The following is a 22,873-nucleotide window of genomic DNA, read 5'->3' on the forward strand; positions in this document are numbered from 1 at the left end:
CACGGAAGTTAAGCTCTTCAGCGCCGATGGTAGTTGGGGGTTTCCCCCTGTGAGAGTAGGACGTCGCCGGTCTCAAAGTAAAGTCATTGCCTTCGGGTAATGACTTTTTTTATGTTTATATAGACCTTAACCGAAGGTTATATTGAACTAATTCAATGGAATGCGAGATAGGCGAGGGACAGTAGAGTTCGAGGAAGCGAAGGTAGGAGGATTGAAGCCTATGAGATACGTGAGAACCGGACGACGCCGATCTCAAAGTAAAGTCACTGCCTTCGGATAATGTTTTTTTATGTTTATATTAGATCGTCAGTTTATAATCCTAATGAGAGTGAAATAGATCATAGTTAGTTCTGGTAAAAAAATTCTATAAACCAGTTGAAATATCGTACTAGACATACTGTACCGTAGACTTAATAAATTGAGTATCTGTGTTACATAACTTCACAATCCTGAATCCTTGTAATTATGTTTAGTTCAGCTTACTCTTTAAACACAATCGAAAAAGGGGGTATGAATCTATGGATTCAGTCTATAACTTTTCAGTGAAAAAAACGAATGGTGAAATTCAAGCGTTGGAAGACTTTAGAGGAAAACCTTTAATTATTGTAAACACAGCGAGCAAATGTGGGTTTGCCAATCAGTTCAAAGAGTTACAAGAGATATATGAGGAAAACAAAGACCAAGGTCTCGTCATACTTGGCTTTCCATCGGATAACTTCAATGATCAAGAATTCGATGATATCGAGAAGACGATGGAGTTTTGTGAAATCAACTTTGGGGTAAACTTTCCAATGTTTGCTAAGATAGATGTGAAGGGTGAACATGCTGAACCACTATTTACATTTTTGACTTCTCAAAAAAAGGGGTTGTTATCAGAGGGCATCAAGTGGAATTTTACGAAGTTTCTTATTGACAGTGAGGGGAATGTAGTGGAAAGGTTTGCACCGCAAACTTCACCGCTAAAAATGAAGAAGTCCATTGCGAAAATTATTTAGCGAATAATAGCAATACTTTTACTTATCACCACTACCTTGACAGTCATTGCGACCGCTGATAACATTTTAATAATATTCAATTGAAACTAATAGGAGGTTTGTTGGTATGTGGGAAACAAAATTTGCACGTGAAGGGCTGACATTCGACGATGTGTTGCTAATACCGGGACCTTCAGACGTATTGCCCAAAGATGTATCACTTTCCGTTAGTCTAACCGATAAAGTAAAGTTAAATATTCCAGTTATCAGTGCGGGAATGGATACAGTAACGGAGTCTAAGATGGCAATTTCCATGGCCCGTCAAGGCGGACTTGGCATCATTCATAAAAACATGAGCATTGAAGAACAGGCTGAACAGGTAGTCACGGTAAAACGATCTGAAAATGGTGTAATTACAAATCCATTTTTCCTGTCACCTGAACACCAGGTTTTCGACGCTGAACATCTCATGAGCAAATATCGTATTTCTGGGGTTCCGATTGTAAACAATACCGAAGAATTAAAGCTTGTCGGCATACTGACAAACCGCGATCTACGTTTTATCCAAGACTACTCACTTGTCATTGATGATGTAATGACGAAAGAGAATCTTGTGACGGCTCCTGTAGGTACTACATTGGAAGATGCTGAAAAGATTTTGCAAAAATACAAAATTGAAAAGCTTCCGATTGTTGATGAAAATGGTATCCTCAAAGGTTTGATTACGATTAAGGATATTGAAAAAGTAATTGAATTCCCAAATGCAGCGAAAGACAAGCAGGGTAGGCTTCTGGTAGGTGCTGCAGTTGGCGTTACGACTGACACAATGCAACGTGTTGAAAAACTTGTGAATGCTGAAGTTGACGTAATCGTTATTGATACAGCACACGGACATTCGAAAGGTGTTCTGGATGTAGTTGCTCAGATTAGGTTAGAGTTCCCGGAACTTGATATTATCGCTGGAAACGTTGCAACAGTGGAAGCTACACGCGCGCTCTATGAAGCAGGCGCTGATGTTGTAAAAGTAGGTATTGGCCCAGGGTCGATTTGTACGACACGTGTTGTTGCCGGTGTCGGAGTTCCACAAATCACAGCCATCTATGAATGTGCTTCAGAAGCACGGAGGCAAGGAAAGACGATTATTGCTGATGGCGGGATTAAGTATTCAGGCGATATCGTTAAAGCACTAGCAGCAGGAGGACATGCTGTTATGCTTGGAAGTCTTCTTGCCGGTACGACAGAAAGTCCGGGAGACACTGAAATATTCCAAGGACGCCGTTTTAAAGTGTACCGTGGAATGGGTTCGATCGCCGCGATGGAAAAGGGATCAAAAGACCGATACTTCCAAGATGATGCGAAAAAACTTGTACCGGAAGGAATCGAAGGACGTATGCCTTATAAGGGTTCACTTTCAGATACAATTCATCAGTTAGTTGGTGGAATTCGTGCAGGCATGGGTTATTGCGGTACAAAAGATTTGCGTGATTTGCGTGAAAAAGCACAGTTTATCCGTATGACGGGTGCAGGCTTACGTGAAAGCCATCCACACCAAGTACAAATAACAAAAGAAGCTCCAAACTATTCACTTTGAGTTTTGAGTACAAATGAAGGAACTTCAGCACCTCTCCTGCGTCTACATATGAGCGGAAAGGTGCTTTTTCGGTTTAGTTCCCATGGAGTAGCATAAATATGATAAAATGGTTTTGGGGAAATAGCAACGACGGAGGTATTACGGTGAAACGAAAAATGAGACAATTGGTGGCATTCATGTTAATGCCGCTACTGCTACTAACGACACTCGGTACAGCTCCAGCTCAGGCAGAATCAGCACTTGGCATTTATGTCGACGGCGCAATTCTAATTGATGCGGAAAGTGGTAAAATACTTTATGAAGAAAATGCAGATACGCCACTTGGTATTGCAAGTATGACAAAGATGATGACTGAGTATATTCTTTTTGAAGCAATCGAGGAAGGTACAATAAGTTGGGATCAGGAATACAAAGTGAACGATTATACATATGCCGTTTCACAGGACCTCCGTCTCAGTAATGTACCGTTGCGGAGAGACGGCACATATACAATTCGAGAGCTGTATGAAGCGTTAGCGATTTATTCCGCGAATGCAGCTACAATTGCAATTGCTGAAACGATTGCGGGCACAGAAACTGAATTTCTGAAGCTGATGAATGCAAAAGCTAAAGAAATGGGTTTGAAAGATTATAAATTTGTCAATTCGACAGGCTTAAATAATAAAGACCTTCAAGGGATGCATCCGCAAGGGACGGGCAAAGAGGATGAAAACGTCATGCCCGCAAAGTCGGTTGCAAAGCTTGCCTATCAACTGCTAAAAGACTACCCAAAAGTGTTGGAGACGACGAAAATCAATTCGAAAGTATTCCGTGAAGGTACGTCCGATGCAACTAAAATGGACAACTGGAACTTCATGCTTCCAGGGTTTGTCTATGAATATGAAGGCGTCGATGGTTTGAAGACAGGTACGACCGACTTTGCAGGTCACAATTTCACTGGAACGGCAACACGTGACGGTAAACGAGTGATTGCAGTTGTTATGAAAGCGGTGGATGCAAAGGGAGAAGGTTCGTACAAAGCAAGATTCGATGCGACGCGTGCGCTGTTCGATTACGGTTTTGGCCAATTCTCTGAAGTGGAATTTGTTCCTGCGGGCTATCAATTCAAAGATGCAAAAACACTTGACGTCATCAAAGGGAAAGAAAAGACCGTTGCCATCGAGGTAAAGGAACCCATCAGCATGATGGTGAAAACAAGTGAAAAAGATTTGTTTGTACCTGAATTGGTAATCGATGAGTCCAAAATGAAGGACGGTGCACTCCAAGCACCAATCAAAAAAGGAACAGTTGTCGGTCATGTGAATCTCGTGAAAACAGAAGGCACTGATTACGGTTTCATAGATTCTGAAAATCCAGCAGCTGAAGTTGTGACGAAAGAAGCTGTTGAGAAGGCCGGCTGGTTCTCGCTTACAATGAGTGCGATTGGCGATTTCTTTGTAAGTATATGGGATGGTGCAATCGGATTTATAAAAGGTTTATTTAAATAAAAGATTAGGCGGGGAATCCTTAATTGGATTCCTCGCCTTTTTTAATGGACCATGCACGCATGAGGTTTTCGATTCCTAGTTTGATGGCATCCGTTGAAAGACCACCGAATCCAAGGAGAAAGGAAGGTTCACCTGCCACTGGTGCTGTCCTGTAGTCATTTAAACCATACACCCGGATACTATTTTCTAGGGCTATCTCTGATAAAGCCTTTTCATCTTTGGACATATGAACGGTAAGTATGATATGCATGCCTGCTTCATCGCCTGAAAATGAAACGTAAGGAGCATAGGGAAGAAGCGCTTCCGTTAATCCTGAAAGTTTACGTCTATATATTTTGCGCATTCGGTTCAGATGACGTGAAAAGTGTCCACCAGCCATGAAACGGGCGAGGATATGCTGATCAAGCCGCGGTACAGTAGCGGAGTAGTGGATAAATGCTTTTTCATATCGATTGAGTAACAGTGGGGGTAGCACCATATATGCAATCCGCAGAGATGGCATCAGTGATTTAGAAAACGTGCTCAAATAGATGACGTTGCCACCTTTATCCATACCTTGCAAAGAAGGGATTGGTCGTCCCGTATATCGGAACTCACTGTCATAATCATCTTCAATAATAAAATGGTTGTCATCCGATGAAGCCCAGTTCAGCAAGGCTGTCCTACGTGCCGCTGAGAGGATAATACCTGTAGGGAATTGATGTGAGGGAGTGACATATGCTATGGACGCTCCTGAGTCCTGTAGGGACCCTACATCCATCCCTTCTTCATCGACTGCAATTGGAATTGCTTCTCGGTAGTTGTGGAAAAAAACATGGTGAGTCAACGGATAGCCGGGATCTTCAATTGCGTACGTCGCTTCTGTCCCAAGGATCCGAATAACAAGCGGCATGAGCTGTTCTGTCCCGGATCCGATGATGATTTGCGCTGCAGTGCAGTCAACACCGCGCGAATGATACAAATAGCGTGCAATCTCTTGTCGAAGCTCCAAATCCCCGTGAGGGTGCCCAAGAAGAAGGAGATCACTGGACGATTCATCGATAACATCTTTTGCGTACTTCCTCCACTGTGAAAAAGGGAATGACCCCGTGTCGATTTTACCCGGAGAGAAGTCAAAAGTTACATCTTCAATCTTCTTGGCAAGTGCTTCCTCTGAAGGTTCAACCGGTTGGACGTAAGCAAGCTCTTCAATTTCCTGTACATAAAAGCCTTTTCGAGGTTTTGATGAAATAAACCCTTCCGCTGCGAGCTGTGCATAGGCAAGTTCAATCGTTGTCTGACTTACAGATAGAAAATCACCAAGCTTACGTTTGGAAGGAAGTTTCATACCGACCGGTAATTTACCATCTGTTATGTCCTGTCGAATCTGATTATAAATTTGCTCATATAACGGGGTTTCCGTACTTTTCTCTAATTTGATTAATAACATTTCCACAACAATCACTCCAACTGACCCCTCTAATTTGTTTGAGACTGGGGGTTTCAATAAGGTCATATTACATTATACTGAACAATAAGAAAAGAAGTTGCGCCTGTTAAGAGGCGACAATAAAAAAAGGGGAAATGAACATGAACTTTAAATATGGCGGCGTCATAATGGATGTCATTAATGCAGAGCAGGCAAAAATAGCAGAGGCGGCGGGTGCAATCGCAGTAATGGCACTTGAACGTGTCCCTTCCGATATTAGAAAAGCGGGCGGTGTTGCGCGCATGGCGGATCCACGCATCATCACGGACGTACAAGGCGCTGTTTCGATTCCGGTCATGGCGAAGGCGCGTATCGGACATATTTCAGAAGCACGTGTTCTAGAAGCATTGGGTGTTGATTACATTGACGAAAGTGAAGTACTTACGCCAGCTGATGAAGAATTCCACTTGTTGAAGAGTGCTTACAACGTACCATTCGTCTGCGGAGCACGTGATTTAGGAGAAGCGGCACGGCGACTTGGAGAAGGCGCTAAAATGCTTCGTACGAAAGGCGAACCGGGAACAGGAAATATCGTTGAGGCAGTACGTCACCTTCGTATGGTCCATGCACAAGTGACGAGACTCGTTCATATGAACGAAGATGAAGTCATGACGGAAGCTCGCAATCTTGGTGCACCGTATGACATTCTACTTGCGATTAAAAAGCACGGACGTCTTCCTGTGACAAACTATGCTGCTGGTGGCGTGGCGACACCAGCGGATGCTGCACTCATGATGGAGCTTGGCGCAGACGGCGTATTCGTAGGTTCGGGTATCTTTAAGTCAGAGAACCCTGAGAAATTTGCACGTGCCATTGTAAAAGCAACTGAAAACTTTAAAGACTACAAACTGATTGGTGAACTATCCAAAGACATCGGCGAACCGATGAAAGGTTTGGAAATTGGTACGCTTCAAGCAGAAGAGCGTATGTCTGAGCGTGGTTGGTAATAAATAAAACTGTATTGTAAATTGAAGAGGGTAATATGTTCAGTATATGAGCATATTATCTTCTTCTTTTTTTATTTTTAAGAGCCTTTTTGCGACCGAATTTTATTACTTGCGTCTAAGTATATAAGTTGAGTTATAGAATTTCTTAAAATAAGTTTTTCCACATATCTAGTAGGAAGAGGGGAGATGGAAATCCGTGAATATCCAAGAAACTGTAGCATTATGGTATGACGATTATGGTGAAGCTATATTTACATACATCTTGATGATGGTGAAAGACTATCAGCACGCGGAAGATTTAACACAGGAAACATTTATGAAAGCTTATCGAAAGTATTCAACTTTTTTACATCAATCGAGTGTGAAAACATGGTTATTTAGCATTGCTCAAAATACCACGAAAGATTACTTGCGTAAAAAGAATCCGTTGCGACACTATTTGGATCTATCATTGAATGATCGTGATTTAGCACCTTTACCGCATGAATTGATGGAAATGGACGAACAGGAAGTAGTCTTGACTTATGCCTTACAAAAATTGAAACCGTCTTACAGGCAAGTGATCGTTCTGCGTAAGCTAAAAGAGTTTTCGACGAAAGAAACGGCTGAAATTTTGGGTTGGTCAAATAGTAAAGTGAAAAGCACATTACAACGAGGTTTACAGGAATTAAAATCCAAGCTGATAGAAGGGGGATATGACTATGAAGCACTCATTCGATGATGAGCTAAATAACTCTTTTGATAAACTAAATCAAAACCTTCGTATGAAGCCGGAGTATCAAGAACAACTGCGAAAGCGTATTTTGCTCGAGAGTAAAATGGCTATAAAGAAAAAACCATCCAACAAAAAGATTTTGCTTTCAGTGGCCGTCGCTCTTCTATTATTATTGGCAAGTTCACCATTGTATTCCTCAACAATGGCCTCTTTGGCAGCGAAAATCTTACCCCTTCAAATCCCGGTGGGCGACACTTCAGCTGTCGATTCGCTCCATTCAAAGATTATGGAGATTCTTGAACGATCGGGGTATGAGGCATCATCCGTTGGTTCAAGGCCAAATCCTTATACAATTGAAATCGTATTGATGAAAGGTGAAGACAGTCTGGTAACAATGAAGAAAGTGCTGGTACCTCAACTTGAGCAGGTTTTATATGACCTAGGCATCGATCAATATCAATTAAACATTACTCAAATTAAAGGTAGTGAAGAGTTACCGGAAAAACATCATAAAATGAGTCAGCTAATGGACAATGTAGGTGCTGTTATTCGCGATGCATTCGTAACTTACGGTTACCCCGAATTGGCTGAACAAGTTACATACGGCACTACAGAAGAATTTTCTTCATACACAATTGAAATCGATATGCCAGATCATGTGAAGGAAGCGGAGGCAATCCAAAACTTCGTTATCGAGGAAATTGATGAAGATGAATTAGACATTAAGGATGTTAAATTACGTTATTACAATGCAACACATCGTAGCCAAGATAATCGCTGGTCATATATTGCAAGCAATATTCATGCAGCGTTAGCCGGCAAGTCCATTTACAATGTGACGGGAATCAGCTATAAGGTAAAAGACGGCATGACAGATATTTGGATTAAAACAGCATTACCAGAAAATCCAGACGAACAAATTATTTTAGAAATTGAGGCAGCCCTTCAGACGTATTTAGCATCAAAAGAAATTAAGGATACGCTTAAAAGCGACAACTACACGATTCAATTAGTGAATAAAGAGAAAATCATCTTATTACAGGTTACAAATGTATCTAGAGAGTAGTTGAGATAGGGTCGTTGTAATAGCCACCTTCGTTAAAAGGGGATGGTCTCGTTATACTTGAAAGGAATGATTAGAATGGAACGCTTAAAAGTTTTTGATGAAAACTATATCTACTTGAGAGATGAAAGTAGAGATAATGTACATCGCGATGGATTATGGCATGAAACGTTCCATTGCTGGCTACTGGACCAAAAGTTTGTTTATATTCAAAAAAGGAGTAACGTGAAAAAGGATTTTCCTGGTTTGTTCGACATTACTGCCGCAGGGCATATCCTTTCAACCGAAACAGTGGCAGACGGTGTCCGGGAAGTGGAAGAGGAACTGGGCATTGATGTTGATTTATCGAAGCTGTATTCAAAAGGCGTCGTTCAAGATCGCATCGAACTGTCAAACTTTATTGATCATGAGTTTACGAACATCTTTCTGTATAAATCCACCTTGAGGGCAAGCGATTTTTCTTTGCAATTGGAAGAAGTTGAAAGTATCCATGTCGTGGAGAGGCGAGCCTTGATTCAACTATTCTTGTCAGAAGTCACGGCAGTGAACTGCAGTAATATCCATGACGGGACGTCGGTAGTAATCAGTCTGAATGATTTTGTCCCCCATGAAACCAGCTATTTTGAGCAAGTTGCATTATTCCTTGTGTGATTAAAGAAGACAGTGAATACATCCTTATCTGAATGACTTGCCAAAAAATCAGCCATGTAGTAAAGTTGTTATAATTTCAAACACGAGACGATGATGGGAATTAATAACAAGAATGTTCTTTTGCAGAGAGCCGGCGGTTGGTGCAAGCCGGTATAGACACTTGTGAATCCGTCCCTGAGTAGCTGGGCTGAACCATTTAGTAGGCCTGAGCCGGCAATTGAGCCGTTATTTCAATGGAGTGGATTGGACTCTTGTCCAGTCAATTTGGGTGGTAACGCGGGTAGTTCTCGTCCCTTTTATAGGGATTCGAGGGCTTTTTTTGTTGTCTGGCTCCAAGACTCCAGGTGAACACGCTGTTTTCTTCACCTACCTACCATCCTCGTCTGAAAAAAAAAGGAGGAAATAGCCATGTTAGATATTAAAAAAGTACGAGCAAATTTCGACGAAGTGAAAGAGAAGCTATCTAAACGCGGGGAAGATATTTCCCAACTTGATAAATTTCAAGATCTCGATGAAAAACGTAGAAAACTGATTGCAAACGTTGAAACTTTGAAAGCAGAGCGCAATGAAGTATCTAAAAAGGTAGCTGAAATGAAGCGCAATAAAGAAAATGCAGATGATGTTATTAAGCGGACGCGTGAAGTCGGGGATGAAATCAAAAAACTCGATGAAGAACTACATGTGGTGGAAGAAGAATTGGATTACATCATGATGCGTATTCCTAATATCCCGCATGACAGCGTACCTGTCGGCGATAGCGAAGACGATAACGTAGAAGTGCGTACGTGGGGTGAAAAACCTGACTTCAAATTCGAGCCGAAGCCCCACTGGGAACTAGGAACGGATTTAAATCTTCTCGACTTTGAACGTGCTGCAAAAGTAACGGGAAGCCGTTTCGTTTTCTATCGAGGGTTGGGAGCACGTCTAGAGCGCGCATTGATTAACTTCATGCTTGACCTCCATATCGAAGAACATGGTTATGAAGAAATGCTACCTCCTTATTTGGTAAACCGTACAAGCTTAACGGGTACTGGACAGCTACCCAAATTTGAAGAAGACGCGTTTTTGGTCAATGAAGAGGATTACTTCCTCATTCCGACTTCTGAAGTACCTGTCACGAACTTCCACCGTGATGAAATTCTAAATGCAGCGCAATTACCAGTCGCATTTGCTGCATATAGCACAAACTTCCGTTCAGAAGCGGGATCAGCTGGTCGAGATACACGCGGTTTAATCCGTCAGCATCAGTTCAACAAGGTCGAGCTTGTTCGTTTTGTGAAACCGGAAGATTCTTATGATGAACTTGAAAAGCTGACAGGTCATGCAGAAAAAGTATTACAATTATTGAAATTGCCGTATCGTGCCTTGAAAATGTGTACAGCCGATCTAGGATTTACAGCTGCTAAAAAGTATGACTTAGAAGTATGGATTCCTACACAAAACTTGTACCGTGAAATCTCATCTTGTTCTAACTTTGAAGATTTCCAAGCGCGTCGTGCAAATATTCGTTTCCGCCGTGAAGTGGGTGCGAAACCCGAATACGTTCATACATTGAATGGTAGTGGGCTGGCAATAGGACGGACTGTGGCGGCCATTCTTGAAAACTATCAACAAGAAGACGGTTCTGTCATTATTCCCGAAGTTCTACGTCCCTATATGGGTGGGAAAGAAGTCATTACATTGTAAAAAAAAGAAATCGTGCAAGGCGTCATTCGACGTCCTGCACGATTTCTTTTTTCAATCTCTTTTTCCGTTCACGAATCGCCCTGAAAAATGCCGTCAACATCTCTCCGCACTCGTCCGCCAGCACGCCTTCAACCACATCACATTCATGATTAAATCGAGGGTCGTTCAATAAGCGATACAACGAGTCAACGCAGCCACCTTTCGGATCACGGGCACCGTAGACAACGCGCGGGATTCGGGACTGCAAAATCGCACCTGCACACATCGGGCATGGCTCAAGTGTCACGTACAATGTTGTATCTTCAAGCCGCCAACTGCCGATTTCGCTACAGGCATCCTGAATGGCGGACAACTCCGCATGCGTGACAGCGTTTTGGGTGGTTTCCCGTAAATTATGTGCCCGTGCAATCACTTTATCGTCATGAACGATGATTGCGCCGATAGGTACTTCTCCAAGCGCTTGTGCTTTCATCGCTTCGTCAATCGCCATCTGCATGTATAGCTGGTCTTTTTTAAAGGTAGTCAAAGTCATCTCTCCTTGCAAACATTGTAGCATTTTATAGATGAATGTAGGTCGGCTTTCTAAACAGCCGCTTTCGCTTTTCGATTGTCTAGCTACAGCGGCCAGATGCTCGGGTCATAAGTCAGCCCAGCTGCGCGGTAAAAGGCACCGCTTCACTGTTCCGACTTATGCCTGTCGCATCTAAGCGTCCGCTTCCGCTTTTCGATTGTCTAGCTACAGCGTCCAGATGCTCGGGTCATAAGTCAGCCCAGCTGCGCGGTAAAAGGCACCGCTTCACTGTTCCGACTTATGCCTGTCGCATCTAAGCGTCCGCTTTCGCATTTCAATTGTTCCACGTGGAATAATTTTGTTGGGCAATTAAGATAATTGTGCAATCTATATTTCATTTCAGTCGTGTGATAAAATGAAGAGCATTACATAATTACGACGTAAGGAGGACTTCTGATGTCTGTTCCGTTCATAGCAGTCGAAGGCCCGATTGGGGTTGGGAAAACATCACTTTCCAAAGCCATCGCTGATACGCAACAATTTCATCAACTAAAAGAAATTGTGGATGAAAATCCATTTTTAAATAAATTTTACGATAACATCGAGGAATGGAGTTTCCAGACTGAAATGTTTTTTCTATGTAATCGATACAAACAGCTCAGTGATACAAATAAAGAACTATTGATTGAACAGAAGCCGGTTGTTGCGGATTATCATATTTTTAAAAACTTAATTTTTGCGAAAAGAACACTAAGTCCTGGAGAGTATGTGAAGTACGAGGAAATTTATATGATTTTGACGAAGGACATGCCTATTCCTAACATCATCGTTTATTTACATGCGAGTCTAGATACACTGATGAAACGGATTTCACTGCGTGGTCGCGATTTTGAGAAAAATATGGATCCTGCTTATTTACAGCAGCTCGCAGAAGATTACGAAGCGTTTATCACATACTTTGAAATAGCGCATCCTGAAATTCCCGTTCTTAGGTTCAATGGGGATCATCTAGATTTCGTTAATAACGAAAAGGATTTACAATTCATACTAGACACTGTTGATGCAACGATACAAAAAGGAGACAAATTGAATGAACTTACGTGAAAAGTACGGCATCCCTCAAAACGCTGTTATAACAATCGCAGGGACAGTCGGCGTTGGAAAATCTACAATGACACAGGCACTTGCAGAAGCGCTCAAATTCAGAACATCATTTGAAAATGTCGATCAGAATCCATATCTCGACCTTTTTTACAATGACTTTGAAAAGTGGAGCTTCCATCTACAAATTTATTTCTTGGCAGAACGTTTTAAAGAGCAGAAACGGATTTTTGAATACGGCGGTGGCTTTATCCAAGACCGTTCAATTTATGAAGATACAGGAATTTTTGCGAAGATGCATATGGAAAAAGGGACGATGAATCCAGTCGATTATGATACATACACCAATTTGTTTGAAGCGATGGTCATGACGCCTTACTTCCCACACCCTGATTTGCTCATTTACCTGGAAGGGCCATTGGATGGCATTATTGCGCGAGTCAAAGAGCGAGGACGCCAAATGGAACAGCAGACGCCAATTGCATACTGGGAGGAAATGTACGGGCGTTACGAGAATTGGATAAATTCGTTCAACGCTTGTCCCGTATTGCGCCTTGATATTAATGATTATGACCTTGTTGCTAATCCACTAGAAGTGGAGACAATTATAGAACGAATCGGTCATGCACTTGAGCAGACAGCACTTTTGAAGAAATGAACAATATTGTAACGAAGCAGCCTTTTACATAGGCTGTTTTTTTTTGACTAGACTTCGGGTTTCTTTCGCTTTTATAATCTCACAAGTTAGATTCAATTCGAATACGATGTAATGTTTACACCTACAAAATTTGTTGTTGAACACCTCTTTCAAATACAAGGATGCGGACAACTTTGATTGTAACTGCGATGGAAAGGAGCGATTGAGAAATGAACCCAAATTCCGACAGACTAGTTAATATGGCTGGTAAAGGTGAACGCTATTCGCAATATACAGCACCGGTCAGATATATTCTCAATAATAAAGACGATTTATATGGTCGAAGTTGCATAAGTAAGGGGGAGTTCGATTTTATCAGTATGAATCGTCTTCTTTGGATGGAGCATGTCAACTGGACGAGGATGACGATTATTAGTATTGTTTTCGACTTACCGGATTTACAGTTTGTCCAAGAACGTCTTTTGCAAAATGCAACCGATTTGGGGAATTGTTTACGGCCCTTTTATGGCGATAAAATCGCAGACAGATACACAGAGCTTATTAAAGAACATTTAGTACTAGCTGCTGAATTAGTAACAGCAGCAACAAAAGGGGATGCGAAAACAGCGGGAGAAAAAGAGAGGCAATGGTATCGTAATGCCGATGACATTGCCGATTTTTTAAGTAGCATTAATCCGTATTTGGTGAGGGAAGAAGTTAGAAGTATGTTTTATACACATTTGGCTTTAACGAAAGTTGAGGCGGTTAGCATGATTCAAAAAGAATTTAAGGCTGATATAGAAGTATTTGATACAATCGAAGCGCAAGCACTAGAAATGTCAGATATGATTGCAAATGCCATTGTTAGACAATTCCCATATCAATTTTGATGAAAAAAGGGCGCATCATCTATATTAGATGATGCGCCAACCATTAAATTGACAATATAGCAGACTTCAGAAAAAATTCAGCATACAGTTCTTTTAATATCTTCGTCTCGTCTGCTTTATGAACGCCAAAGACAAGGCTGACTTCAGAAGAACCTTGGTTGATCATTTGAATACTGGCACCTGTACGTGCGATTGCGGAGGCAGCACGGGCGGCAAGTCCAGTGGAATGTCGCATTCCTTCTCCCACGAGGACGATCATAGAGTAATTGGAATGCATATGTACATGATCTGCTTTCAGTTCCTCTTTCACTCGACGTACAATCCGCTCTTCTTTAGCCGCGTTGAGAAATTTACTACGAATGATGACCGACAAGTTGTCGATACCCGATGGCGTATGTTCAAACGGAATTTCTTCTTCCTCTAGAATTTGCAGTAACTTCCGTCCGAAACCAATCTCTTGGTTCATTAAATACTTATCAACGAAGAGTGTTGAGAATCCACTGTCTGCAGCAATGCCGATTACTGGCTTCGCAAAGTAGTTTCTCTCATTGACAATAAGTGTACCGGGAGCTTCTGGATTATTGGTGTTTTTAATGCATACAGGAACAGAGCGGCTGAATGCGGGCATAAGCGCTTCATCGTGGAAAACAGAGAATCCAGCATAGGCCAATTCCCGCATTTCACGGTAGGTCATTTTTTCGATGCCGACAGGGTTATCTACGACGTTCGGGTTGGCTGCAAAGACTGAATCGACGTCCGTAAAATTTTCATACAGCTCGGCTTGTGTCGCGGCCGCTAATAAGGACCCTGTAATATCCGACCCGCCTCTGTTGAAAGTACGAAGTGTGCCTTCTTTTGTGTAGCCAAAAAAGCCTGGGAAAACAATAATGCCTGGTTTATCTCGTAATTGTACTAGACGATCATCGCCTTCGGGCAGCGCACGTACCCGCTCAGGCCGTTCGTTCACAAGTAGACCGGCCTCTTTTGGACAAACATAGTGTGCATCCAATCCAATATGTGCAAAATAGGCTGCAATCAGCTTCGCATTGTTATCTTCTCCTGATGCTTTCAAGCAATCCATAAATAGGTTAGTGTCATTTTTATCGTTATTTAGACGTTCCCGCAAGTCATTTTCGATGACAGAGATAATTTCCATTGAAAGACCTAGTCCAGTGGCAATCTGTTCGTATCGTTCTACTACTTCTGCCAATTCATTCTGTGTGTCTTCTTCCTTAAGAGCCTTTTCAGCAAGTTGAATAAGTAAGTCTGTTACTTTTTCATCTGTGCTGAAGCGTTTGCCCGGTGCTGAGACAACAATGACTTTCCGGGACGGATCAGCAGAAACGATTTGTGCGACTTTTTTTATTTGGTCGGCAGACGCAACTGACGTTCCACCAAATTTACAGACTTTCATATTCATCAAATCCAATCTATTATATAATGGGTTAATTCTATCAATTTAGTGACTTTATCATAAATGGGTTGTTAATGTCCGAATATTTCACTATAATGTCCTTATGCAAAGAACAATTGTTTTTTCATAGTGTACATACAGTTAGGGGAATCGTCAAATGAAAAATGAAATTAACATTGGACTATTAGGATTCGGAGTTGTAGGGAGCGGAGTGGCCAAAATTTTGCTGGGGCATCAAAAAGACTTGCAACATAAACTCGGCGTAACTGTGAAAATTAAGAAAGTTCTCGTGAAAAACTTATTTAAAGAAAGGGATACGATGCTCTCTTCAGATGTATTTACTACAGATCTGGATGAAGTAATCGGTGATCCCTCTATTGATATAATAGTTGAAGTGATGGGCGGCACCTTTGAAGCGAAAGAGGCGATTGAACGCTCTCTCAGGGGTGGAAAAGGTGTTGTAACGGCAAACAAAGATGTCATGGCTGAATCGGGACTTGAGTTATTGAAGTTGGCTGATGAAAATAAGTGTGACTTATTTTACGAAGCGAGTGTCGGCGGTGGGATTCCGTTAATCCGTACTCTCGAGGACGGGCTAGCTTCAGATCGGATACGTGCATTGACGGGTATTGTGAACGGGACTACAAACTTCATATTGACGAAAATGAAGCATGAAAAAATGTCGTATGAAGATGCATTGGCAGAGGCGACGGCACTTGGTTTTGCAGAAGCGGATCCATCAGCGGATGTAGATGGAATTGATGCGGCGCGTAAAATGGTCATTTTGGCGTCGCTGTCATTCTCCACAGATGTCCGGCTGGAAGATGTATTTGTCCGAGGGCTGAAGGAAATCAGAGAAGGCGATTTAGAACTCGCGGAGCAGTTTGGCTATACAGTTAAACTGGCGGGATCAGCCAAAAAGAATGAAGATGGTGTTGAAATAGCGGTTGAACCCGTATTTTTCCCGAATTCTCATCCCTTGGCATCGGTAAACAATGAATTCAATGCGGTATATGTATACGGGGACGCGGTTGGAGAGACGATGTTTTACGGACCTGGCGCAGGGTCTTTGCCGACTGCAACTTCTGTAACAGGAGATATTATCGCAGCGTGCCGAAATTTACTCTTAGGTGTAAATGGCAAAAGGTTGCACGCACCACAGTATGAACGACAAGTGAAAAGCGACAGTGCTAAATTCGCACGTTACTTCCATCGTATTCTTGTGAAAGACGAAATAGGTGTTCTGACCAATTTGACGTCCATATACAGCAAGCATGGTGCGAGTTTAGCGACAGTCGTTCAGCATTCTGACAAAAAAGAAGCGAACGCAAACCTTATCTTCATCACACACCAAATTTCGCGCCAACAACATCTTGATATTGTAAACGAATTGAATGAAACACCTAATGTGATCGGCGTAATGAGCCATTACCGGGTAGAGGGGGAAGAATGATGAAAAGATGGAATGGATTAATCGCAGAGTATAAAGAATGGTTACCGGTGACGGAGAATACGCCTGAGCTGACGTTGCAAGAAGGAAATACTCCTCTCATTCATATGAAGAATTTATCCGAACAATGGGGAATTAACCTATACGTGAAAACGGAAGGGACGAATCCAACAGGTTCTTTTAAAGATCGCGGTATGGTCATGGCAGTCGCAAAAGCGAAAGAAGAAGGGAAAAAGGTTCTAATTTGTGCATCGACAGGCAATACATCTGCATCGGCGGCGGCATACGGCGCGCGTGCTGGAATGCGGACAATTGTTGTTATTCCAGAAGGTAGAATCGCTCTTGGTAAACTTGCACAGGCAAAAATGTATGGAGCAGAAATTGTAGAAATCGAAGGGAACTTTGATGATGCGCTTAATATGGTCCGTGCGGCAGGTGAGGGAGATGTTGCACTGGTAAACTCGGTTAACCCTTATCGTTTAGAAGGTCAAAAAACCATTGCGTTTGAAACGATAGAGCAACTTGGGAAAGTACCGGATATTTTTGCGCTTCCGGTTGGAAATGCAGGTAATATTTCTGCGGCGTGGAAAGGATTTAAAGAATATGCAGATAAGAAAGGAACTGCGAAGCCGGTTCTTCTTGGTGTACAAGCCGATGGAGCCGCACCGATTGTTTATAATCGCGTATTCGAAAATCCTGAAACGGTTGCGACTGCAATTCGGATTGGTAATCCGGCGAGTTGGGAACTGGCCAATGCTGCATTATCAGAATCAAATGGAACTGTTCTCGCTGTAACGGATGAGGAAATCTTGGAAGCATACAGTTTAATTGCCTCTTCAGAAGGTATATTTGCAGAACCCGGTTCATGTGCTTCAATCGCGGGTGTTAAAAAGCAAGTAGAAAATGGCTTGCTGAAGAAAGGTTCAACTGTAGTCGCGATATTGACGGGTAATGGTTTAAAAGATCCGGAGACAGCGATTGAAGTAAATAAAGAAAAGCCAATGATGACTCGTGAACAATTTGATGCGTTTCTTAGTGGGTTGAAAGCGGGGAAAGCATAATGGGAGGATCCAGTTTTTCCGTCGTAGTTCCCTCATCGACGGCAAACCTTGGTCCTGGCTTTGACAGTATCGGGCTTGCACTAGATCTTTATATGACTATTGATGTAACGCCTGCAGAGGCTTGGAAAGTTATCTATGAAGATGACGGTTTTGAGGGTTTATCGACCGGAGAAGATAATTTGATTGTCAAGACTGTTACAGATATAGCTGAGCGCAATAGACACAAGGCACCCGCTTCTTTGCTAATCGTTCGTTCGGACATTCCGCTTGGCAAAGGACTTGGAAGCAGTGCAACGGCAATTGCGGCAGGCATTGAAATTGCAAATCAACTACTGAAGTTGAATCTTACAGCCAAGGAAAAGGTATTGCTGGGAAGTGAGTATGAAGGGCATGCGGATAATATTTCGGCTGCACTTCTAGGAGGAGTGACGATTTCCTACTTTGATGGTGTAGAAATAGACACTATTCATATTCGTGAACCGCAAATGGGGGCTGTAATTCTTGTACCGCCTGAAGCTCTACTAACGGAAGCCTCCAGGGGGCTATTGCCAAAAGAGTTATCATATTCGGAAGCGGTGCTCGGCAGTGCAGCTGGAAATGTGCTTTCCGCGGCAATTGTACATGGAGATTGGAAGACTGTAGGACGCATGATGGAAAAGGACATCTTCCACGAGCCATATCGGAAGGAATTGTTCCCAGAGTTTGAACGAATTCGTGAAAGCTGCCGGGAGTATGGTGCGTATGGCATGACAATCAGTGGTGCGGGTCCCTCGTTATTTGTAATGGTGGAACAAGGTCGAGAGCATGAACTAGCTAAACAATTGGCGAGCGATTTTTCTTACTATAACTGTATTGCTGTCAGACCATCTGTTACAGGTGCTGTGATTAATTGAATAGATATCAAAAAAGAAGCGGGCCCGTTTAAGGGCTTCGCTTCTTGAGGTTTAACTGATAAAATCGGCAAAAAAAAATTCGTTATCTGCTAACGAATTAGACTTCAAGCATATGTAGTTTGTTGAAAAAATGGAGGAGGTAGAGGGATTCGAACCCCCGCGGGATTTGACTCCCCTGTCGGTTTTCAAGACCGATCCCTTCAGCCGAGCTTGGGTATACCTCCGTATCAACAATTCATAATTTATCACGTATGAATTAGAGTGTCAACAGTTTTCGACGAAATAGAATAAATTTGTTTTTGAATTGATTTTTTTGCTTATGGGATGTATACTTAGAAATGCCGTGCTAGGTGGGGAGATAGCGGTGTCCTGTAACTTGCAATCCGCTCTAGCAAGACTGAATCCCTTCCCGAGGCTGTCCGTATTGTAGGGTCTGCCTCTTGCACGCAGTGTTGACGTTTGGGTCCCGCGCAATGGGAACCTATGAATCATGTCAGGTCCGGAAGGAAGCAGCATTAAGTAGAATTTCTCATGTGCCGCGGGGTCGCCTAGACCGAGCTGGCGACAGGAGTAACGCTTATGTGCGGCTGTCGAAGGAAGGTGCACGGCTTTAAATTTATAATCCAACTCGTCCATTTCTATGGGCGAGTTTTTTGTTGCGTATAAAGCTAAAAAGCTCTCGTATTACGGATTACTATTTCTGTGAAAAGATATAGTTCAATCCCTCCTCGTTAGTCTAAAGTCTACAATGGAGTGTATTGAGTAAGCTCAATACACAGTTTGGGTGCAATCATACCGAGGTGTGATTGCATAAGAGATTCACGTATGTATTTGTGCTATACTAGATACACTAGCGCATTGCGTCAAAAGGAGAGGAAACTGTTGGTGTATCAAGCTTTTTATCGTGTATATCGGCCTCAATCTTTTGCTGAGATGTCCGGACAGCAACATGTGAAACAGACACTTCAGAATGCCCTCCTTCATAATAAAACGACACATGCATATCTTTTCTCAGGTCCGCGGGGTACAGGGAAGACCAGTGCGGCGAAAATTTTTGCAAAAGCATTAAATTGTGAAAATGGACCGGCGAAAGAACCGTGCAACGAATGCTCGACATGTCTCAGTATTACAGAAGGATCTAATACAGATGTCATCGAATTTGATGCGGCGTCGAACTCGCGTGTTGAAGAAATGCGGGACATTATTGAAAAAGTACGATTTGCCCCATCGAATGCCCGTTTTAAAGTGTATATTATCGATGAAGTGCATATGTTATCAAATTCAGCATTTAATGCTCTTTTGAAAACATTAGAAGAGCCACCGTCTCATGTTGTATTCATCTTAGCGACTACAGAACCGCATAAATTGCCTCTGACTATTATTTCGCGATGTCAACGCTTTGATTTTAAACCGATAACCTCTAATGATATTGTGGACCGAATGAAAACGGTTCTTGCAGATGCGGGAATCGAGTCCGATGAAGGTGCTTTGAAAGTAATTGCACAGGCGGCTTCGGGTGGAATGCGGGATGCGCTCAGTATGCTCGACCAAGTAGTGTCCTTCAGTGGAGAAAGAATAACTGCTGATGATGCACTACTTGTAACGGGTTCGATTGGTGAAGATATTTTTCATCAGCTAGCAGATGCATTACATAGCAAAGATGCTGGAGCGGTCCTATCATTGCTAGATCGACTTATTGCCGAAGGAAAAGATGTTTCTAGGCTTGCGGAAGATCTAATCACTTTTTTTCGAGACCTTCTACTTCTTAGAACAGCACCGGATTTAAAGGATTTACTTGAGCTTATACCTGGCGATGATCGTTTTGTAGAAATGGCGAAACGATTTGAGTTGGATACGCTATATTTATTTATTGACATACTGGCGAAAACACAGCAAGAAATGCGCTTTTCCAACCATGCCAAAGTTTATATTGAGTCGGCATTTTTGAAAATGATCCATCTTGAAATTCCACTAAGTAAGGGGAGCGGTAGCCAAGTAGTCGATTCCGCGCTTACAGAGAAAGTGGCAGATCTTGAACGGACAATTATGGGGCTGCAGCAACAGATGTCAAGCGGCGGTATGAATACGCAACCAGTCGCTCAACAAGCACAACCGCGTAAAAACGCATCGAAATCTTCGCAAGGCTTTAAAGTTCCAACAGGTAAAATCCATGAGGTTTTAAAAGCTGCAACCAAACAGGACATTAAAACGATTCGGGAAGAATGGGCTGGCATGATGCAAACGATGCAACGATCACATGCTGCACTTCTCGAAGAAACAGAACCGGTTGCGGCATCTGAGAATGCTTTTGTGTTAAAATTCAAATATGAAATCCATTGCCTTATGGCGTCTGAAAATCCTTCACTTCGATCTGGTCTATCAGACGCTTTGCGATCGCGTACTGGGAAAGCGTATGAAGTCGTTTATGTTCCTGAAGATGGTTGGTTGAGTGTGAGAGGAGACTTCATACGGAAAAACGGGCTTGCGAAACAGACAGAATCGGAAAACGCTGATGAGGATTCGACAGCAGAAGAAATGCTTTCTTTTGTGAAGGAAGCCGAACAGGAAAATGCCGATCCGATTGTAACTGAAGCGGAAAAGATTTTCGGTAAAGATTTCATAGAAGTGCATGATGATTAAAAATTAGAGGAGGAAACACACATGAAGGGTATGGGAAATATGCAAGGCATGATGAAGCAAATGCAAAAAATGCAAAAACAAATGGCTACAGCGCAGGAAGAACTGAACGAAAAGCGTCTTGAAGGGGCAGCGGGTGGAGGTATGGTGAAAGTTATCGTATCTGGAGATAAGCGAGTTGTTGATGTAATTGTTGATCCGACTGTCGTCGATCCGGAAGATGTGGAAATGCTACAAGACTTAATTGTCATTGCCACTAATGATGCTATGACTAAAGCGGAAGAACTAACGAACTCTACGATGGGTCAATTCACAAAAGGATTGAACCTGCCTGGGATGTTCTAGGAGGTACACGAATGCATTACCCTGAACCAATCTCAAAACTAATGGATAGTTTTATGAAATTGCCAGGTATCGGCCCGAAAACAGCGGGTCGACTGGCGTTTTTTGTCTTAAGTATGAAGGAAGATACAGTGCTTGATTTTGCAAAAGCCCTTGTTGACGCTAAAAGAAACCTTCGCTTTTGCTCAGTCTGTGGACATATTACTGACATCGATCCATGTCACATTTGTCAGGATACAACACGTGATGGTTCATTAATCTGTGTTGTTCAAGATCCGAAAGATGTTATTGCCCTGGAGAAAATGAGAGATTTCAAAGGGTTGTATCATGTTCTTCATGGCGCTATCTCTCCAATGGATGGAGTTGGTCCTGAAGATATCAATGTTCCGTCACTACTGGTTCGTTTGCAAAATGAAGAGGTTGAAGAGTTAATTTTGGCAACGAACCCTACAATAGAAGGAGAAGCAACCGCGATGTATATTTCGAGGCTTGTGAAACCTTCTGGAATTAAAACAACAAGGATTGCACATGGACTACCTGTCGGCGGTGACCTTGAATACGCAGATGAAGTTACATTATCGAAGGCGCTAGAAGGCCGTCGGGAATTATAGGGGGTCCTCTATAGTGTTTGGGCGAAAAAGTAAGTTGAAAAAAGAGTTTGATGAACGCCTACATTCATTGATGGTTGAAACAAAAGTTGAGTGGGAACAGGCGAGAGACGTTGAAAAGTATCTCAATGAATATGATCAAGAAATTATCACCAGAAGGAAAATAGCGGAAATTAAGCACTTTTACTTATACAAAGAAGCGAAAGCAAGACGGCTAGGAAGTAATTGATATATTTTCACGGGACCGCATACAATGGACCATTCTTATAAAAGAGGTGTATCCCGTGAAGGTTATCAGTATTATCGTTGTTGGGTTGGTTCTTCTTCTATTAGTACTCGTAGACAAAAAGCACATTCACAAAGCGTTAGAACGGTTGTCTGTGTTTTGGTTCCGATTGGCACTTGCGTTCCTAGTTCTTTTTGCAATGAATGTAGTTGGAGGGTTTATCGGTGTCTATGTACCAGTCAATATTACTTCTGGGTTATTACTAGCTGTTTTAGGGATACCGGGAATTGCCGCGCTATGCACTTTTGCAGTACTTTTATAAAAATGTTTTATAAAGTGTTGACTTATCTGTTGAGACGTAGTAATCTTATGTATGTCGCCAGTGAGGCAGACGAAACAATGAGGAATGAAACATAATTCCTAACCAAATGAACCTTGAAAACTGAACAGCAAAACATCAATGAGATATCGCGAGAGTGTGAACGCACTTGAGCAAAACGTTTCGAAGTAAGTCGATTTCG

General features: G+C 42.3%; 22 protein-coding genes, 1 tRNA gene, 1 rRNA gene, 1 other RNA gene and 1 other annotated feature. Of the genes, 21 read left to right on the forward strand and 4 right to left on the reverse strand.

Annotation, left to right across the window (positions count from 1 at the left end; all coding sequences use genetic code 11):
* The 4 genes from rrf to AC1TO4_RS18905 all read left to right on the forward strand — a co-directional run.
* Positions 1 to 72, forward strand: a 5S ribosomal RNA gene (gene rrf, locus AC1TO4_RS18890); the annotation flags it as partial.
* Between the two features lie 446 nt (positions 73 to 518).
* A complete protein-coding gene (locus tag AC1TO4_RS18895) occupies positions 519 to 995 on the forward strand; it encodes a glutathione peroxidase (protein ID WP_482103432.1) in 477 nt (158 codons plus the stop codon).
* Between the two features lie 106 nt (positions 996 to 1,101).
* Positions 1,102 to 2,565 carry an IMP dehydrogenase gene (gene guaB / locus AC1TO4_RS18900; RefSeq protein ID WP_482103433.1) on the forward strand — a complete coding sequence of 488 codons (1,464 nt, stop codon included), beginning with the start codon at positions 1,102 to 1,104 and terminating at the stop codon, positions 2,563 to 2,565.
* A 98-nt stretch (positions 2,566 to 2,663) separates the two neighbouring features.
* Entirely contained in the window at positions 2,664 to 4,052 is a 1,389-nt protein-coding gene (locus AC1TO4_RS18905) for a serine hydrolase (RefSeq protein ID WP_482106570.1), read from the forward strand.
* 19 nt (positions 4,053 to 4,071) lie between these two features.
* Here the strand turns inward: AC1TO4_RS18905 and pdxR are convergent, their stop codons facing one another.
* The gene (gene pdxR, locus AC1TO4_RS18910; RefSeq protein ID WP_482106571.1) at positions 4,072 to 5,487 is read right to left on the reverse strand and encodes a MocR-like pyridoxine biosynthesis transcription factor PdxR; all 1,416 of its coding nucleotides are present in this window, start codon (positions 5,485 to 5,487) and stop codon (positions 4,072 to 4,074) included.
* A gap of 113 nt (positions 5,488 to 5,600) precedes the next feature.
* Here pdxR and pdxS point away from each other — a divergent pair, with 113 nt between their 5' ends.
* The 5 genes from pdxS (at position 5,601) to serS (ending at position 10,582) form a co-directional block, all read left to right on the forward strand.
* On the forward strand, positions 5,601 to 6,467 hold the full coding sequence (gene pdxS / locus AC1TO4_RS18915) for a pyridoxal 5'-phosphate synthase lyase subunit PdxS (protein ID WP_482106585.1): 867 nt from the start codon (positions 5,601 to 5,603) through the stop codon (positions 6,465 to 6,467).
* Between the two features lie 196 nt (positions 6,468 to 6,663).
* Positions 6,664 to 7,188, forward strand: a complete 525-nt coding sequence (locus AC1TO4_RS18920) for an RNA polymerase sigma factor (protein WP_482106572.1) — start codon at positions 6,664 to 6,666, stop codon at positions 7,186 to 7,188.
* On the forward strand, positions 7,169 to 8,248 hold the full coding sequence (locus AC1TO4_RS18925; RefSeq protein WP_482106573.1) for a hypothetical protein: 1,080 nt from the start codon (positions 7,169 to 7,171) through the stop codon (positions 8,246 to 8,248). Before AC1TO4_RS18920 ends, AC1TO4_RS18925 begins: the two co-directional genes overlap by 20 nt.
* 75 nt (positions 8,249 to 8,323) lie before the next feature.
* Positions 8,324 to 8,896 carry an NUDIX hydrolase gene (locus tag AC1TO4_RS18930; protein ID WP_482106574.1) on the forward strand — a complete coding sequence of 191 codons (573 nt, stop codon included), beginning with the start codon at positions 8,324 to 8,326 and terminating at the stop codon, positions 8,894 to 8,896.
* An 81-nt stretch (positions 8,897 to 8,977) separates the two neighbouring features.
* Positions 8,978 to 9,194: a binding site (T-box leader), on the forward strand.
* 110 nt (positions 9,195 to 9,304) lie between these two features.
* The gene (gene serS, locus AC1TO4_RS18935) at positions 9,305 to 10,582 is read left to right on the forward strand and encodes a serine--tRNA ligase (protein ID WP_482106575.1); all 1,278 of its coding nucleotides are present in this window, start codon (positions 9,305 to 9,307) and stop codon (positions 10,580 to 10,582) included.
* 22 nt (positions 10,583 to 10,604) lie between these two features.
* Here the strand turns inward: serS and tadA are convergent, their stop codons facing one another.
* On the reverse strand, positions 10,605 to 11,108 hold the full coding sequence (gene tadA / locus AC1TO4_RS18940) for a tRNA adenosine(34) deaminase TadA (protein WP_482106576.1): 504 nt from the start codon (positions 11,106 to 11,108) through the stop codon (positions 10,605 to 10,607).
* A gap of 441 nt (positions 11,109 to 11,549) precedes the next feature.
* On the opposite strand from tadA, the gene AC1TO4_RS18945 reads away from it, so the two are divergent.
* The 3 genes from AC1TO4_RS18945 (at position 11,550) to AC1TO4_RS18955 (ending at position 13,721) form a co-directional block, all read left to right on the forward strand.
* The gene (locus AC1TO4_RS18945; protein ID WP_482106577.1) at positions 11,550 to 12,197 is read left to right on the forward strand and encodes a deoxynucleoside kinase; all 648 of its coding nucleotides are present in this window, start codon (positions 11,550 to 11,552) and stop codon (positions 12,195 to 12,197) included.
* Complete coding sequence (locus AC1TO4_RS18950) at positions 12,184 to 12,852, forward strand: deoxynucleoside kinase (RefSeq protein ID WP_482103441.1); 669 nt, start codon at positions 12,184 to 12,186, stop codon at positions 12,850 to 12,852. Before AC1TO4_RS18945 ends, AC1TO4_RS18950 begins: the two co-directional genes overlap by 14 nt.
* 209 nt (positions 12,853 to 13,061) lie before the next feature.
* Positions 13,062 to 13,721 carry a hypothetical protein gene (locus AC1TO4_RS18955; protein WP_482106578.1) on the forward strand — a complete coding sequence of 220 codons (660 nt, stop codon included), beginning with the start codon at positions 13,062 to 13,064 and terminating at the stop codon, positions 13,719 to 13,721.
* A gap of 43 nt (positions 13,722 to 13,764) precedes the next feature.
* Here the strand turns inward: AC1TO4_RS18955 and AC1TO4_RS18960 are convergent, their stop codons facing one another.
* Positions 13,765 to 15,135, reverse strand: coding sequence for an aspartate kinase (locus AC1TO4_RS18960; RefSeq protein WP_482106579.1), 1,371 nt, complete (start codon positions 15,133 to 15,135; stop codon positions 13,765 to 13,767).
* Between the two features lie 157 nt (positions 15,136 to 15,292).
* Here AC1TO4_RS18960 and AC1TO4_RS18965 point away from each other — a divergent pair, with 157 nt between their 5' ends.
* Genes AC1TO4_RS18965 through thrB form a run of 3 tightly spaced genes read left to right on the forward strand, consistent with a single transcriptional unit; the run spans position 15,293 to position 18,539 of the window.
* Complete coding sequence (locus tag AC1TO4_RS18965) at positions 15,293 to 16,588, forward strand: homoserine dehydrogenase (protein WP_482106580.1); 1,296 nt, start codon at positions 15,293 to 15,295, stop codon at positions 16,586 to 16,588.
* Positions 16,588 to 17,646, forward strand: a complete 1,059-nt coding sequence (gene thrC / locus AC1TO4_RS18970; RefSeq protein ID WP_482106581.1) for a threonine synthase — start codon at positions 16,588 to 16,590, stop codon at positions 17,644 to 17,646. Before AC1TO4_RS18965 ends, thrC begins: the two co-directional genes overlap by 1 nt.
* Positions 17,646 to 18,539, forward strand: a complete 894-nt coding sequence (thrB, locus tag AC1TO4_RS18975; protein WP_482106582.1) for a homoserine kinase — start codon at positions 17,646 to 17,648, stop codon at positions 18,537 to 18,539. Before thrC ends, thrB begins: the two co-directional genes overlap by 1 nt.
* 131 nt (positions 18,540 to 18,670) lie before the next feature.
* On the opposite strand, the gene AC1TO4_RS18980 is transcribed toward thrB, so the two are convergent.
* A tRNA-Ser gene (locus AC1TO4_RS18980) sits at positions 18,671 to 18,763 on the reverse strand.
* A gap of 117 nt (positions 18,764 to 18,880) precedes the next feature.
* Here AC1TO4_RS18980 and ffs point away from each other — a divergent pair.
* From ffs to AC1TO4_RS19010, 6 genes are all read left to right on the forward strand, one after another.
* Positions 18,881 to 19,147, forward strand: an RNA gene (gene ffs, locus AC1TO4_RS18985) — signal recognition particle sRNA large type.
* 274 nt (positions 19,148 to 19,421) lie between these two features.
* Positions 19,422 to 21,179, forward strand: coding sequence for a DNA polymerase III subunit gamma/tau (gene dnaX, locus AC1TO4_RS18990; RefSeq protein WP_482106583.1), 1,758 nt, complete (start codon positions 19,422 to 19,424; stop codon positions 21,177 to 21,179).
* A 21-nt stretch (positions 21,180 to 21,200) separates the two neighbouring features.
* The gene (locus AC1TO4_RS18995; RefSeq protein ID WP_482103447.1) at positions 21,201 to 21,521 is read left to right on the forward strand and encodes a YbaB/EbfC family nucleoid-associated protein; all 321 of its coding nucleotides are present in this window, start codon (positions 21,201 to 21,203) and stop codon (positions 21,519 to 21,521) included.
* An 11-nt stretch (positions 21,522 to 21,532) separates the two neighbouring features.
* Positions 21,533 to 22,129, forward strand: a complete 597-nt coding sequence (recR, locus tag AC1TO4_RS19000) for a recombination mediator RecR (protein WP_482103448.1) — start codon at positions 21,533 to 21,535, stop codon at positions 22,127 to 22,129.
* 13 nt (positions 22,130 to 22,142) lie between these two features.
* A complete protein-coding gene (locus tag AC1TO4_RS19005; protein ID WP_482103449.1) occupies positions 22,143 to 22,355 on the forward strand; it encodes a YaaL family protein in 213 nt (70 codons plus the stop codon).
* Positions 22,356 to 22,410: 55 nt separating this feature from the next.
* The gene (locus AC1TO4_RS19010; protein WP_482106584.1) at positions 22,411 to 22,674 is read left to right on the forward strand and encodes a pro-sigmaK processing inhibitor BofA family protein; all 264 of its coding nucleotides are present in this window, start codon (positions 22,411 to 22,413) and stop codon (positions 22,672 to 22,674) included.
* Positions 22,675 to 22,873: the final 199 nt, after the last annotated feature.

Source organism: Sporosarcina sp. Y838 (assembly GCF_056786515.1).